Origin of the sequence: Segatella copri (assembly GCF_019249655.2) — a bacterium.
Lineage (GTDB): Bacteria > Bacteroidota > Bacteroidia > Bacteroidales > Bacteroidaceae > Prevotella.
On sequence record NZ_CP137557.1, the window covers coordinates 2855227 to 2867935 of the forward strand.

General features: G+C 50.1%; 12 protein-coding genes. 6 read left to right on the forward strand and 6 right to left on the reverse strand.

All coding sequences use genetic code 11. The features are described from left to right. Positions 1–11 precede the first annotated feature (11 nt). The 3 genes from KUA49_RS11735 to KUA49_RS11745 all read left to right on the forward strand — a co-directional run bounded on the left by KUA49_RS11735 (position 12) and on the right by KUA49_RS11745 (position 1517). Positions 12–161: a hypothetical protein gene (locus KUA49_RS11735; RefSeq protein WP_176425588.1), complete on the forward strand. Its 150-nt coding sequence runs from the start codon at positions 12–14 to the stop codon at positions 159–161. Between the two features lie 10 nt (positions 162–171). After that, on the forward strand, positions 172–597 hold the full coding sequence (locus tag KUA49_RS11740) for a biotin/lipoyl-containing protein (RefSeq protein WP_218413058.1): 426 nt from the start codon (positions 172–174) through the stop codon (positions 595–597). 173 nt (positions 598–770) lie between these two features. Continuing rightward, positions 771–1517 carry a HesA/MoeB/ThiF family protein gene (locus tag KUA49_RS11745; RefSeq protein WP_367396581.1) on the forward strand — a complete coding sequence of 249 codons (747 nt, stop codon included), beginning with the start codon at positions 771–773 and terminating at the stop codon, positions 1515–1517. Positions 1518–1610: 93 nt separating this feature from the next. On the opposite strand, the gene panD is transcribed toward KUA49_RS11745, so the two are convergent. Beyond that, a complete protein-coding gene (gene panD, locus KUA49_RS11750; RefSeq protein ID WP_117692769.1) occupies positions 1611–1955 on the reverse strand; it encodes an aspartate 1-decarboxylase in 345 nt (114 codons plus the stop codon). 33 nt (positions 1956–1988) lie between these two features. Further along, complete coding sequence (gene panC / locus KUA49_RS11755) at positions 1989–2840, reverse strand: pantoate--beta-alanine ligase (protein WP_203041491.1); 852 nt, start codon at positions 2838–2840, stop codon at positions 1989–1991. A 174-nt stretch (positions 2841–3014) separates the two neighbouring features. Here panC and KUA49_RS11760 point away from each other — a divergent pair, with 174 nt between their 5' ends. Genes KUA49_RS11760 through KUA49_RS11770 form a run of 3 tightly spaced genes read left to right on the forward strand, consistent with a single transcriptional unit; the run spans position 3015 to position 5547 of the window. After that, positions 3015–3827, forward strand: a complete 813-nt coding sequence (locus KUA49_RS11760; RefSeq protein WP_203041492.1) for a glycogen/starch synthase — start codon at positions 3015–3017, stop codon at positions 3825–3827. Between the two features lie 34 nt (positions 3828–3861). Next, positions 3862–5364 carry a DUF4270 domain-containing protein gene (locus tag KUA49_RS11765; RefSeq protein WP_318331610.1) on the forward strand — a complete coding sequence of 501 codons (1503 nt, stop codon included), beginning with the start codon at positions 3862–3864 and terminating at the stop codon, positions 5362–5364. 48 nt (positions 5365–5412) lie between these two features. Continuing rightward, a complete protein-coding gene (locus KUA49_RS11770) occupies positions 5413–5547 on the forward strand; it encodes a dehydrogenase (RefSeq protein WP_203041494.1) in 135 nt (44 codons plus the stop codon). Positions 5548–5634: 87 nt separating this feature from the next. Here the strand turns inward: KUA49_RS11770 and KUA49_RS11775 are convergent, their stop codons facing one another. The 4 genes from KUA49_RS11775 to mtgA form a co-directional block, all read right to left on the reverse strand. Then, positions 5635–7125 (reverse strand): DUF5723 family protein, encoded by a 1491-nt coding sequence (locus KUA49_RS11775; protein ID WP_218413283.1) that lies wholly within the window; start codon positions 7123–7125, stop codon positions 5635–5637. Between the two features lie 56 nt (positions 7126–7181). Beyond that, complete coding sequence (locus tag KUA49_RS11780; RefSeq protein WP_218413282.1) at positions 7182–8951, reverse strand: hypothetical protein; 1770 nt, start codon at positions 8949–8951, stop codon at positions 7182–7184. Between the two features lie 175 nt (positions 8952–9126). Next, positions 9127–11556: an ATP-dependent helicase gene (locus KUA49_RS11785; RefSeq protein WP_218413281.1), complete on the reverse strand. Its 2430-nt coding sequence runs from the start codon at positions 11554–11556 to the stop codon at positions 9127–9129. A gap of 359 nt (positions 11557–11915) precedes the next feature. Continuing rightward, entirely contained in the window at positions 11916–12650 is a 735-nt protein-coding gene (gene mtgA / locus KUA49_RS11790; RefSeq protein ID WP_203051301.1) for a monofunctional biosynthetic peptidoglycan transglycosylase, read from the reverse strand. Positions 12651–12709 lie beyond the last annotated feature (59 nt).

Here is a 12709-nt window from a genome sequence, read left to right on the forward strand (position 1 = left end):
CATTAGAATAAATGGATAAGAATATTTATGCTGCGATTGCCATGGCACTCTATGAGTACCAGGGCAATAACGTACACGACAAGGAGCCTGGCATCATCACTATCAAGCCACGTCAGACGATGTGGAACGCCAAGTTCTTGAGTTTAACAGCTAAACCATAAAGATATAGAAATGAAAGAGTTTAAATATACAATTGACGGAAAAGAGTATAAGGTTCAGATTGACGGTGTTGAGGGTAACATCGCAAGCGTGAACGTGAATGGCGAAGCTTACAAGGTTGAGATGGAACAGGAGGCTGAGCCAGAGAAGAAGAAGGTAGTGCTCGGTCAGCCTGCCGCTGCATCTGATGATGCTGAGGCTACTCCAGCTGCCAACGTAAACACAGCCAACGCTGTGAAGGCTCCTCTCCCTGGTACTATCACCAGCATCGAGGTAGCAGTTGGTCTGGAGGTGAAGGCAGGTGACACTGTTGTCGTTCTCGAGGCTATGAAGATGCAGAACAACATCGAGGCTGAGAAGGATGGCAAGGTTACAGCTATCTGCGTAAAGCCTGGTCAGGCTGTACTCGAAGAGGATGCGCTCGTGGTTATCGAGTAATTTGAGAATTATACTTCCTGATTCGGGAATTTATGATTCGGGAATTTATAAAGAATATCAAAGGTCGCAAGCTACGATAGTTTGCGACCTTTTTCTATACTGCTGTATGAGCATAAACTGCTATACAAAGTATTTTTTTACCAAAGAAAAAAGACATAAAGTACAATAAAATGATAGATTTAACAGAAGAACAGATTGAAAGATACAGCCGCCACATCCTCCTTCAGGATGTAGGACTCGAGGGACAGGAAAAGCTCCTCAATGCCAAGGTGCTCATCATTGGTGCCGGAGGCTTGGGTTCCCCAGTAGCCCTCTACCTCGCTGCGGCTGGCGTGGGACATATCGGTATCGTGGACGCCGATGTGGTTGACCTCAGTAACCTGCAACGCCAGGTCATCCACCAGACCAAGGACTTGAACACTCCTAAGGTGGAAAGTGCCAAGGAGAAGATGATTGCCATCAATCCTGATGTGGAGGTGACAACATATCATACTTTCCTCGCCTCAGACAATGCCGAGGAAATCATCAAGCCATGGGATTTCATCATCGATGCCACAGACAACTTCCCTGCGAAGTTCCTCATCAATGATGCCTGTGTGCGCTTGGGCAAGGCATTCTCGCATGGCGGCATCCTGAGATTCCAGGGCCAGACCTTTACCCACCTGCCAGGCACGGCATGTTACCGTTGCTTCTTCAAGGAACCACCTCCAGCAGGCACTGTTCCTACCAGTAGCCAGGCAGGCGTTCTGGGAGCCATCGCCGGTATGCTCGGAACCATTCAGGCTGCCGAGGCATTGAAGTACTTCCTCGGTGTAGGCGAACTGCTCACCGACCGACTGCTCACCTTCGATGCCAAGACGATGAACTTCCGCACCATCAAGGTGAAGAAGCGTGCATCCTGCGAAATCTGCGGCGACTAAAACATAAAAATCTGCGTGACATAAAAGAAGGTGTGCCAGAAGCGAGATATTCACTTCTGCCACACCTTCTATCATTTTCCATTGAATAGAATCCTATACCTTGTTTCCCTCTTTTGGGAAAACCACGGTAGGCTTGAAGGTCTTTGCCTCCTCAAAGTCCATCAGGGCATAGGCGATGATAATCACCGTGTCACCCACCTGAACCTTGCGTGCCGCAGCACCGTTCAGACAGATGCAGCCGCTGCCACGCTCACCCTTGATGATATAGGTCTCCAGGCGCTCACCATTGTTGTTATCCACAATCTGCACCTTCTCGCCTGCTATCAGATTAGCTGCGTCCATCAAGTCCTCATCTATCGTGATGCTGCCCATGTAGTTCAGATTCGCCTCAGTCACAGTCACACAATGGAGCTTACTCTTCAATACTTCAATCTGCATAATACTATAATAACACTATAATAATACTATATTTTATCCTTTATACTTGATATGGTCAATCAGGCGGATAGGAGTCTTGCCGCAGTAAACGGTGATGCAACCTACCACATAATCACTCTCATCCCATGAAGCCACATCCTGCAGGCTGTCGCCATCCACAATCTGGAAATACTCCACCTCCAGTCCGTCCACGGCGTTGATTTCGTTCACCACCTTGTCGTGAGTCTCCTTCACACTGTGATTCTTGGCATACTCCACGCTCGCCTTCAAAGCCTTGAAGATAGCAGGAGCAATGGCACGCTCGTCAGCAGCCAGCAAAGTGTTGCGGCTACTCTTTGCCAAGCCGTCCTCATCGCGGATGATAGGGCACTCCACAATCTTCACGCTGCTGCCCATGAACTTCACCAGCTGCTTGATCACCGCAATCTGCTGCCAGTCCTTCTCGCCGAAATAGGCACGGGTTGGGTTAACGATGTCAAACAGGCGGCTCACCACCTGGCACACACCGTTGAAGTGACCCGGGCGCTTGGCACCCTCCATCACCGTGCTCACCGGTGGAAACTCAAAATGACGGGTATCAGGAGTAGGATACACCTCCTCCACCGAAGGCGCAAACACATAGTCGGCACCACACGCCTCCACCAGCTTGCAGTCGGCATCCAGGGTACGAGGATAGCGGTCCAGGTCACCCTTGTCGTTAAACTGCGTAGGGTTCAGGAACACCGAAACCACCGTAGCACCATTTTCCTTCACACTTCGCTTCACCAACGAGGCGTGACCCTCGTGAAGCGCACCCATTGTAGGCACAAGGCCAATCTCCTTTCCCTCCTTGCGACACTGGTCAAGTTCGCTCTGGAGGTCAACAATCTTATTGAATACTTTCATCTTCTTAATCTGTTACGGGGTGCAAAATAACAACTTTTTTCTCAAATAAGAAAGAAAAAACCTAAAAATATGCGAATTATTGCCGAAATTATTGAATTTCAGAGCAAAAATGCCACTTTTCGGATATTTTTTTGTACCTTTGCACCTAATTCGTAAGAATAAAATTTAAATTTTATGGCAAAGAAAGTATTATTTATCAATCAGGAGATCGACCCATACGTAGCCGAGACCCACATGTCCATCATGGGACGCGAATTACCTCAGAAGATGCAGGAAGCAGGTTTTGAGATTCGCACCTTTATGCCTAAATGGGGCACCATCAACGAGCGTCGCGGCCAGCTGCACGAGGTTATTCGCCTGTCTGGTATGAACCTCATCATTGATGATACAGACCATCCGCTGATCATCAAGGTAGCATCTATACCAACAACACGACAGCAGATTTATTTCATCGACAACGAAGATTACTTCAACCGCCGACAGATGGCAGCCGATGAACAGGGAGTGGAATATGCAGACAACGGCGAGAGAGCCATCTTCTTCGCACGTGGCGTTTTGGAAACAGTGAAGAAGCTTCGCTGGCAGCCAGATGTCATCGTATGCCAGGGATGGGTGAGCGCCGTGGTGCCTTTCTATATCAAGACCGCATACGCTGAAGAGCCTTCATTCGCAAACTCGAAGGTAATCCTCTCACTCTATACCAACGAGCTGAAGGCCGAACTGGGAACCAACTTCAAGCAGTGCGTGGACTATCGCGATGCCAAGGCAGAACTGCTCGCCGACTACAAGGAGAATTTCGACTTCACGGAGCTGGGCAAGATGGCCATCGATTATAGCGACGGTGTCATCCAGGGTGAAGACGGTGCAGGCGTCAAACTCCTCGAATATGCCGGGGAAAAGAACAAGCCTGTGCTCAACTATCCAGGTGATGACTTTGCAGATGCCTACAAGACATTCATCAACGAGGTGTTCCCGGATGAGGAATAATACCTCGAAACCATAGATTCACATTTCAAGGATAATGAAGATTTTAAGACTATTTACAGCGTTATTCATCGCAGCCATGGCTATCACCGCCTGCGATGACACGACTGACAACATCGGTTCGTCCGTCACCAACGAGGTGGACAACCTCTCTATCCAGCAGAAGGTGTTCAACGTAACATCCCGCTCGGTAGTCTCAGGACCGGTTTTGAGCCGAAACAATACGGGTATGATAGGCATGGTGAAAGACCCAGAGACGGGGACCTACGTCACCGGCGACTATATGACCCAGTTTGGCGTGTTGTCATCGTTCTCTCTCGACACACTGGAGTATATCCGCAATGCACACAATGGAAACATCGAGGCAGACTCCTGCTTCCTGCTGGTTTCCTACAAAACCATCTACGGCGATTCGCTGGCACCCATGAAGGTGACGGCATACGAGATGAGCAAGCCGATGACGGAAGACGAGGAATATTACTCCGACTATGATGCCTTCAAGGGCGGATGGGTTAGCGAGGACAACTACCACGCCAGCGCCACCTACAACCTGAGCGAGGGCTCTACCATGGCGTTCAGAATCTATCTCAACGGGCCTTACAAGGCAAGAGACGGAAAGACCTACAAGAACTACGGTACCTACATCATGAACACCTACGTGGAGCATCCGGAGTACTTCAAGTCTAACTACCGCTTCCTCAACAACGTATGCCCTGGATTCTACATCAAGAACACCGGCGGTATCGGAAACGTGGCCAACATCTGGAACACCGAGCTGCAGCTCTACTGGAAGATTCAGAAGACCGTGAAGGATTCTCATGGCAACGACAGCATTGTTTCGGGCTACACCTACAACCGCTTCGACGGAACCGAGGAGGTGCTTCAGCTCAACAAGATTACCAACGATACCAAGACATTGGAGACGCTGGCCAGCAACGAGGAGTGTACCTTCATCAAGTCGCCTGCCGGAATCTTCACCGAGGTAACGCTGCCAGTGGAAGACATCATCAAGGGTCACGAGAAGGATACGCTCAACACAGCCTCTATCTCATTCCCTAGAATGAATAATGTAGAAGACAGCAAGTATCAGTTCAGCGCTCCTTCCACCATTCTGATGGTAGAGGCTGATAGCCTGAATGCCTTCTTCGAGCAGAGCAAGCTCACGGACAACCGTTCTTCGTATACGGCATCCTACAGTGCCTCTACAAGCAGGAAGAACGCTTATACCTTCTATAATATCAGTAACCTGGTTACGAAGATGCATAATGCCAAGCTGGAGGGCGAGAAGAAGAATGCCAACTGGGTGAACGAGCATCCTAACTGGAACAAGGTGATGCTGGTGCCAGTGACGCTGAAGACGAGCACCATCAACAACTCTACGGTGGTTACCAAGATCAACCACGATATGTCGCTCTCTTCTACCCGTCTCATCAAGGCTACGGATGATGCCAACAAGGATTACACCCTGGATAAGAGTGGAAACAAGGTAGCAGCGGGCCCAGTGCAGATCAAGGTGATTTACAGCCGATTCAAGGAATAAGTTCATCATTTGAATGAATTTATTTGATAGATTTTATTTGATAGAATCATGGCAGATAATTTCCTTGAACGCCACCGCGAAGATTACGAGCAGCGCAAAGCTGCATGGCTCAGAAAGAAGCGCCATCTGCCCAAGCTGAAAACGCCAGCGCAGATTCAGCGGCCGGATGACGAAGCATTATAGATAACGAAGCATTATAAGAAAGCCTGTTTAGCGAATCTGCTAAACAGGCTTCTTTCGTATTACAACTTGGGCACAGCTGCTTTCGTATTACAACTCGGCCACAGCCTTTTTCTTCGATTCCTTCTCCAGTTTCTTCTGGCTTACGCCACCCCACGCCACGTTCATGCCGATGGCGATGCTGGCGTTGGAACTCAGAGGGATGAACTCCTTGCTGGTCTTGCCCAGAAGATGATCCATGCCGATGAAGAGGTTATAGCCGCTAGGATGGATGTTCAGCACCCAACCCATGCTGGTTGAAAAACTGTTCACGGCGAAGTTCACGCCGCCATCCAGCCATCTCAGAGGCTTCCAGTTGGCACTCACTCTACCCTCGGTCCAGGTGTAGGAACCGTTCAGACGGGTACTGCTCAGGGCACCGAACGACAGTTTCTTATACATAGGCAGGGTGTATTCAGCACCCAGGTTGATGGTAGCAGCCAACGCCGTAGAACGGCTTCCGGCATCGCCCATATCCTTCAGATTGGCGAAATCAGAAAGCTGGTCGCCGTAACTGTCCATCTTGTCATCCAGGGTTCCGCCCGAACCGCTGCCCACAGTGGTATCATGGAAACCGTTGAAAACAAACTGGTTCTTGGCATTCACCGCCTTCATGTTGTTGCTCCAGTTGATGAAACCCAGGTCCATCACGGCAGCACTCACCCTCCAGTCGTCGTTAATCTTATATTCAGCACCCAGATCCAGTGCCATGCCGAATCCGTTCAGTCCGAATCCATCCACGTCCACATCGTCCACATGCTCATACTTGCCCTGTTTGCCGTCTGGCGAAACGTGGCTAGGGTCGTTATACTCCGAAACCTTGCTCTTGTAAGTAAAGCCCTTCACGGAAACCTGTGCGGTTCCCTCACCCGAAAGCGTCCACTGGTCTGTGCCCGCCAGATTAGCCTGCACATTCTTCAAATCCACGTCGGCAGCGCCCACACCCAGCAGGAACTTCAACTTGGCACCCACTCTCAGTTTTTCGTTAATCTGATGGGAATGGCCCAGCGCCAGCTCAGCGTATGAACGGGCACGCAGACTCACGTCGCCGATGTTGTAATTCTGGTTGCCCGTGTTCTTGGCAAACTCAAAGAGCTCGTAAGGAAGCACCATGCCGAAGCTGGTCTTCTCGCTCAGTTCGATGGTGTTGTATCCGCCAAAAGCCTTGAAGCCAGCGGCAAGGATGGTGAGGTTCACGTCGCCCACAATCTTATTATCGCCCTTGCTGAAACCCTTCAGCGCATCGCCCGTAGAGATGTAAGGGTTCATGAAGGTGGTCATTCGCTTCTGTCCCGGCTGTCCGTACATCGGATTCTTCATCACCACGTCCTGATAGCCGAAGTTACCACGGGTATTCACGCTGATGTTTCCCAAAGCCGGGATAGAGATGAAACTGCATGAATCGCCAAAGGCAGGATTCAGGTTGTGGCGATAGTGATAGCCCTCAGTGAAATAGGCAGAGTTCAAGTTCTGCGCCATCGCTGCGCCACTCAGCACCAGCAGGGATGCCGAGAGGATATATTTCTTTGATAAAATCTTCATAATCATCTACTTAACTGTTATTCAATTAAAATCATCTTCGAAAGAGATTTCTCGATTTAATTAAAATCACCAATCACCTTTCCTACCAGTTTAATCTTGATGTCGTTCAACTTCAAGGTATGCTTCTCGGCATTGAGCACCACGCCCGTAACGGCATTTCCGCCCTCGCCCTTGGCCTTGCCCGAAACCACCACCTTCAAGCCGTCGAGCTTCTTGAAGGCATCTGCTTTCTTCTGCAGAATCTTCACGCTGAGAGGCGATGTAGCTGGGGTCGTGCCATCGGCAGAAGCCTTGATTTCGCCCGTAATCTCCACCTCCAGCTCGTCCTTGCTGATCTCTCTTCCGTACACATCCACAGGGGTTGCCTTCACGTTGAGATAAGCTGGCACACAACTGGTTACCTGGGCAGACAACTGGACATAGGCACCATCCGCCATGTTCAAATCCTTGATATCGTCGTTCCATCCGTCCAAATCATCGGAATATTCAATGCAGGCATCCTCGGCAAAGGCGATAGGCGAATCGATACTGTAAGATGGAGCCACCTCGTAGTCATGATAGCCCAACTTAAAGGTACCCGCCTTCTGGTTGTTGGCTCTGGCGTTTGCCTGGAAGGTAATCTCATCAGGCATGATCTTCACGAGATTAGAAAGATTTGGAACCTCCACTTTCTCCACGTCGCTGCCAGCTTCCGTTGCCGCAGCATTTCGGCAGATTACCACATGGGTAGTGCCATTCGCCTTGACGGCAAACTCAGGCACCTCAACGCTGGCGATTTCCCTGCCATCCTTCAGACTTTTGAGCGTACCGCCCGCAAAGCCCTCGATATCGAGGTTGCTGTTGAGTGTGAGATAGATTTGCGGATTATAGAGATCCACCACCACGTTGCCATCCTTCAGGAAGTCTGGAATGCCCGAGATGTGAACATTGCCCAGGGTATTCAGGTTGATGGTTGGGTTAAACTTACCCGTAGCGCCGGTAATCTTGATATCGCTCATCGAGAGATTGTTCTTCATGGAAACGGATGAGATACCGGATGAAAAAGAGTAGTTGCTGGTTTCCACCGCCATGTGAACCTTACCGGTGAGCTGAATTTTCTCGCCAAGTGAAGTCTTTGCGATTTTCAGTTCGCCCAGTTCATCCTTCTTGGTGAAATCGAGTCCCACGATGTCAATCTTCTTCTCCAGATCTTCCGAAGTAAACACATTATTTAATGTGATGGTATTGCCCTCAACCGGCTTTCCATCCACGGCAAGTTTCATATAGGATGGGAAGGTAAGGGTAATCTTGTCGAATTTCTCTACCATGTTAGCCAGGTTCTGGAAGTCAACCTTCAGGTTGATGGTGCTGCTCACCTCGGCAGCAGTCAGTTCTTCCACCTCCTGAGGCTTGTTACCCTCGTAAGAGAATTCAAACACGTCGCCCTCGCCATGGAGCATGACTGCAGCTCTTGATGCTCTTGAATTTCGAGCCGAAGAGTTGAACGAAAGCGTGATATTGCTGGAGCTTGACTGTCGGCGTGCCACCGTGATGCTGTTGATAAAAGGATGAGCCGCCTCCACCTCATTTCCCTGCTGGCGGAATACATAGTCGAATCCGGTAGAGGCATCAGCCACCACGGAGCCGTTTTCCTCCAGGTCGAGCACTTCAGATAGTTTGATGTTATCGGTATTGCTGACTGGCAATTCCAACCCATCTCCTCCGATTCCAATGGTAGCATCTATGTTGTTGAAATCATAGTCGCTATCAGAACAACCGGTTACCAAGAGGCTTCCCATCACGATCAAGGATGAGAACAGCCTGATTTTCAAGTGTTTTGTTTTCATTGTTCCTAAATATGATTAAATTAAAATTCATGTTCTTAAAAATCAGTACAAATTTAAGGAAAAAAGATAAGAAATGCAAAGAAAGCATAAAAATATTAAGGTATTTTAAGGTAGAGGGATAAAAGGAAAGCCCACAGGGGTGTGGCATGGATTGATGACACACCCTCATAGGCTTCTATTCGATAATCGTATATTTTGCAAACTTCAGCAGAAGCTGCTTGGTGCCGGCATGGGTGAATGCCACCGTTGCCTTGGCATTCTCGCCAGAGCCTTCAAGCTTCAAAACTTCACCTATGCCGAAACGCTGATGCTCTATCTTGCATCCTTCTCGAAGAGAAGAAGAAGATGATGATGCAGGCTTCAATGAAGAAGAGGATGATGCAGCAGATGCAGGCTTTAATGATGAAGAGAATGATGCAGATGATGCAGTTGGCTTTGGCTTCGGCGATGTATAGGATGGCTTCGGATCTGCCTTAAACTGCGATGACACAGACTTAGAATCCCACGGCATTCTTCCGCCATAACCGCCATCTGAACCATAAGAATCTCTGCCGGAACTCCTATCTGAACCATAGGAACTTCTATCTGAACCATAGGAACTTCTTCTTCCATAGCCACCAAATGATGATCTCGACTTCATTCCCTCTTCCTCAATCAACTCAGGATCAATCTCTTCTATAAATCGGCTCGGATTGTCAAACTCCATTTTGCCATATCTGAACCGATTTTGCGCATTCGTCAGGATGCAATGCTTCTCGGCACGGGTTATCGCCACATACAGCAGGCGGCGCTCCTCCTCCAGCTCCCTCATCGTGGTAGCCGCAATCGGACTCGGGAAAATGTTCTCCTCCAAACCCACCACGAAAACCGTGGCAAATTCCAGACCCTTCGCCGCATGAACCGTCATCAGCGAAACCCTCGGCTCATCCTTCTCGCCGTCACTGTCGGCATCCGTCAGCAACGCCACATCCTGCAGGAAATCCGTCAGGAAAGTCTCATCCATCCTGCCCTCCTCCTGGCGCTCAGCCACAAAGGTCTGCATACCGCTCAGGAACTCCTCCAGGTTCTCCTGTCTTGCCAGGTCGTCGGCATCCTTGCCCTGCATGATATCCTCGCTGATTCTCGCCTCCTTGATGATGGCATCGCCCAGGGCATACACATCAAGCGTATGCGAACGGTCGATGAACGAACTGATCAGCAGTCGGAAATTCTCCAGCTTTGTCAAGGTACCCTTGTTCACGTTCAGCCCGTAATGCGCCGCCTCGCCTATCACCTCCCAGATGCTCACCTGGTTCTCGTGGGCGCAGGCAGCCACTTTTGCCACCGTGGTAGCACCGATGCCGCGCGCCGGATAATTGATGATTCGCTTAATCGCCTCCTCATCGTCAGGATTTGCCACGAGTCGGAAATAAGCGATGATATCCTTGATTTCCTTGCGCTGGTAGAAGCTCAGTCCGCCATAGATGCGGTAAGGAATACCCTGCTTTCTGAACTCCTCCTCGAAGCTTCGGCTCTGGGCATTGGTGCGGTAGAGAATGGCGAAATCATCATAGCCGCAATCGTCCTGTCGCTTGATGCGCTTGATGTCCTTCGCCACAATCAGCGCCTCCTCCTTGTCGCTGTAGGCTGGCTTATACTGTATCTTCTCGCCCTCGGCATTCCGGCTGAACACCTCCTTGGGAATCTGGTTGCGGTTGCGGCGAATCAGACTGTTTGCCGCCTCCACGATGGTCTGCGTACTGCGGTAGTTCTGCTCCAGCTTGAAGAGACGGGTACCCGGCAACTGATGCTGGAAGTTGAGGATATTGTCGATGTTGGCACCACGGAAACTGTAGATGCTCTGCGAGTCATCGCCCACGGCACACACGCGCAACTTCTCCCTGCACAGCTGCATCACGATCGACATCTGCACATGGTTGGTATCCTGATACTCATCCACCAGGATAAAGTCAAACCTCTCGGCATACTTGCGTCTCACCTCCTCATGGTCTCTGAAAAGCTGGAAGGTAAGCACCAGCAGGTCGTCGAAATCCATGGCGTTCGCCTGCTTGCATCGCTGCACATACTCCCTGTACACCTCACCCATCTTCTCCATGTTGCTGCGCTTGTTCTGCATAAAGATGTCGGCATCGGCATCGTATGCCTCAGCACTCATCAGGTTGTTCTTCGCCTTCGAAATCTTGGCGTGCACGGCAGCGGGCTTGTAGGTTTTCTCGTCCAGCCCCTTCTCCTTCACAATCGCCTTGATGAGCGAACGGGAGTCGGATTCATCATAGATGGTAAAATTGCTGTTGAATCCGATATGCTCCGCCTCGGCACGCAGGATGCGGGAGAAGATGCTGTGGAAGGTGCCCATGTAGAGATGCTGAGCCAGGTCGTTGCCCACCAGTTTTCCGATACGCTCCTTCATCTCGCGGGCTGCCTTGTTGGTAAAGGTGAGTGCCATAATGCTCCAGGGCTTCATACCCTGCTGCAGCAGATAGGCAATCTTATAAGTAAGCACACGCGTCTTTCCGGAACCTGCACCGGCTATCACCAGCGAAGGTCCATCTATATAACTCACAGCCTGTTGCTGCGCTTCGTTCAAGTCTTTCAGTAAATCCATGAATCAATATTTGAGACTAAAATCCATTTTAAGGTCACCCCTTATCAATTATTAATTATTAACTGAAGTTTCGCAAGTAGCATCCTTCCGTCCCCGAAGGGGGCGAATGTGAATAACCGCGGGTGGAATGACCGAAGGGAATGGAACCTGCGGATAGTGACAGATGCTCTCTTACCGTCCCCGAAGGGGGCGAACAGGAGCAAGACTGGATGCGGTTCGCCCCCTTTGGGGACGCTTTCTCCCTACTATTGGTTGTCCGCAGGTTCCATGACCTTCGGTCATTCCACCAGCGGTTATTGAAAGTTGGCCCCCTTCGGGGACCGGAGGTTACTTGCGAAACTTGAATTATTAATTATCAATCACTTCCCCCTATATCCTCCCACGGCAGTACCCGGGTCGTAATCCTCGCCTTCGCGAGGGAAGGAAGGGATGAACTTCATCTGATGCTCTATCTGGCGCTGGCGCTTCTTCATGTAGGCGCTAGGATGCAGGGAGCTGAACTTGCGGGGATTAGGCAGCGTGGCCGCTATCAGGGCACATTCGCCACGAAACAGATCCTGCGCCTTCTTGTCGAAATGATACTCCGCCACGGCATCCACACCATAGATTCCGGGACCCATCTCGATGCTGTTGAGATAAACCTCCATGATGCGCTGCTTGCTCCACATCAGTTCGATGAGGAAGGTGAAATATACCTCGAATCCCTTGCGCGTCCACGAACGGCCCGGCCAGAGGAACACGTTCTTCGCCGTCTGCTGACTGATGGTGCTGGCACCGTGCACCTTGCCGCCACGGGCATTGTTCTTCGCCGCATGCTCAATGGCATCAAAGTCGAAACCATGATGCTTCAGAAAACGGGCATCCTCGCTCGCCATCACCGCCACAGGCATGTGGGGCGAGATTTTCTCCATCGAAACCCAATGATGATGCAGCGTAATACTCTCGCCATCAGCCACTTGTTGAAAGCAGCGGATAATCATCAGCGGAGTGAGATACACCGGGATGAAACGATAGGCTACTACAGCAAGAATGGTGGTGCTGAAAAACAGCACCACCACCCATTTGATTATATTTCTAACTTTTTTCAATACCATAGATTGAAAAACAAAAAATTTTAAAGTCGATTTATTACTTCTTTCCTAACTTCGAAGCA

Coding starts and splice junctions, on each gene's coding strand:
- KUA49_RS11735 (WP_176425588.1), top strand. CDS start 12: ATGGATAAGAATATTTATGCTGCGATTGCCATGGCACTCTATGAGTAC.
- KUA49_RS11740 (WP_218413058.1), top strand. CDS start 172: ATGAAAGAGTTTAAATATACAATTGACGGAAAAGAGTATAAGGTTCAG.
- panD (WP_117692769.1), bottom strand. CDS start 1,955: ATGCAGATTGAAGTATTGAAGAGTAAGCTCCATTGTGTGACTGTGACT.
- panC (WP_203041491.1), bottom strand. CDS start 2,840: ATGAAAGTATTCAATAAGATTGTTGACCTCCAGAGCGAACTTGACCAG.
- KUA49_RS11760 (WP_203041492.1), top strand. CDS start 3,015: ATGGCAAAGAAAGTATTATTTATCAATCAGGAGATCGACCCATACGTA.
- KUA49_RS11765 (WP_318331610.1), top strand. CDS start 3,862: ATGAAGATTTTAAGACTATTTACAGCGTTATTCATCGCAGCCATGGCT.
- KUA49_RS11770 (WP_203041494.1), top strand. CDS start 5,413: ATGGCAGATAATTTCCTTGAACGCCACCGCGAAGATTACGAGCAGCGC.
- KUA49_RS11775 (WP_218413283.1), bottom strand. CDS start 7,125: ATGAAGATTTTATCAAAGAAATATATCCTCTCGGCATCCCTGCTGGTG.
- KUA49_RS11780 (WP_218413282.1), bottom strand. CDS start 8,951: ATGAAAACAAAACACTTGAAAATCAGGCTGTTCTCATCCTTGATCGTG.
- KUA49_RS11785 (WP_218413281.1), bottom strand. CDS start 11,556: ATGGATTTACTGAAAGACTTGAACGAAGCGCAGCAACAGGCTGTGAGT.
- mtgA (WP_203051301.1), bottom strand. CDS start 12,650: ATGGTATTGAAAAAAGTTAGAAATATAATCAAATGGGTGGTGGTGCTG.